Here is a 1,669-nt window from a genome sequence, read left to right on the forward strand (position 1 = left end):
GGCTATAATGCCCTCTAAGTATACAGATGAAATAGAAAATTCATCTTATGCTTGGAGGGTATTTTTATGTCTAGAAAACCAAAATGTAGTGTAGAACAAAAACTAAATATTTTGAATGAGGCCGTACATTCTAGCTTCAGAAAAGTAGCTAAAAAGTATGGGTTTGATGAAGGGACGATCATGACTTGGTATCGTTTGTATCGATATCAAGGAATTGATGGCTTACGCTCTATTCGCAGTAATCGTAGTTATTCAAAAGAATTCAAATTGTCTTTAGTTGAACAGTATCGAAACTCGGACGATTCTCTTGAATTATTCGCAATTAAGCACGGATTAAAGTCAAAAAGTCAACTATCAAATTGGATCATCCAGTATAATGAATTGAAACTGAAGGCTTATACGCCAAGAAAGCGAGATTCAATTATGCCAGGACGTAAAACTACTTTTGAAGAACGATTATCGATCGTTGAAGACTTAATCAAGCACGATGTTAATTACAATTGGGCCGCAAATAAATATCATGTTAGTTACCAGCAGGTTTATGGATGGTATCAGAAATATCGCAAAAGTGGTAATGATCCGCAATCACTTCGTGATCGGCGGGGTAAAGCTAAACCCGAAGCAGAGTGGACAGAGCTTGATAAATTAAGAGCGGAGAACCGGCTATTGAAGGCCGAAATGAAACGGAATGAAATGGAGGTCGCCTTCGCAAAAAAATTGATAGAAATACGCAATCGGGAGGCGAAAAATTCTTCAAACAACAAATCATAAAAGAACTCAATGAAGAGTACGGGTGGCCAATCAGCACTTTAAGCCAGATCGCAGGGATTACTCGCGATGCTTACTACAAGTGGACGCATCGCAAAATAAATACCTATGATGATGAACAAGCAGAATTGCTTAAAGCGATTTTGGAATTGGAAGCAAAGCATAAGTGGACCTTAGGTTATTTAGGAATGACGACGCAACTAGCCTTTGAAAATAAATTGAGTTTTAAGGCCGGCATAAAGCGAGTTACTAACTGCATGCGAAAGCATGGGATTAAGGCAAATATCCGTAAAAAGAAACATAATCGGATTAAACGTCATGAAGAGTATATCAATGGCAATTTACTCGATGGACAATTTGATCGTCAGCGTAAGAATGAGGTTTGGGTAACTGACACAACCGAAGTCCTGTATGGTAGCGAGCAAGTGAGGAAGGCACGCGTGCATGTAGTCATGGATTTATATGGTCGCTATGTTTTGAGTTACAACATTTCAGCTACAGAAACGGCCGCATCAGCGATCGAAGCTTTTAAGCGTGCCTTCAAAGTAGAACCAAGCGCACAACCAATGATCCATACGGATCGTGGCGCTGCTTACTGCTCAATGGCTTTCAATGATTACTTAGCCGAGCAAAACTGTATCCATAGCATGTCTCACCCCGGTCATCCATGGGAAAATTCACCAATAGAACGTTGGTGGAATGACTTCAAGTTGGTTTGGTTGGCTAAGCACGCTCGTGCCAAAACCTTGGCGGAGCTAGAACAATCCGTTCAGCAGGCAATTAAATATTTCAATACAGAACGAGCTTATGCATCAAAAAACGGCTTGACCGCGGAAAAATTCCGTGCTCAAGCCGCATAAATAATTTTTCTGTTTGAACTGTATACTTGACAGGCAATAGT

General features: G+C 40.2%; 2 protein-coding genes. Both read left to right on the top strand.

Annotated elements, in window-relative coordinates; translation table 11 throughout:
* The first annotated feature begins 66 nt into the window (after positions 1-66).
* The gene (locus tag H5993_RS09105; protein WP_204777103.1) at positions 67-771 is read left to right on the top strand and encodes a helix-turn-helix domain-containing protein; all 705 of its coding nucleotides are present in this window, start codon (positions 67-69) and stop codon (positions 769-771) included.
* A 47-nt stretch (positions 772-818) separates the two neighbouring features.
* A complete protein-coding gene (locus H5993_RS09110; protein WP_338033149.1) occupies positions 819-1,628 on the top strand; it encodes an IS3 family transposase in 810 nt (269 codons plus the stop codon).
* The last annotated feature ends 41 nt before the right edge of the window (positions 1,629-1,669 follow it).

Origin of the sequence: Limosilactobacillus alvi, from assembly GCF_016900115.1 — a bacterium.
Lineage (GTDB): Bacteria > Bacillota > Bacilli > Lactobacillales > Lactobacillaceae > Limosilactobacillus > Limosilactobacillus alvi.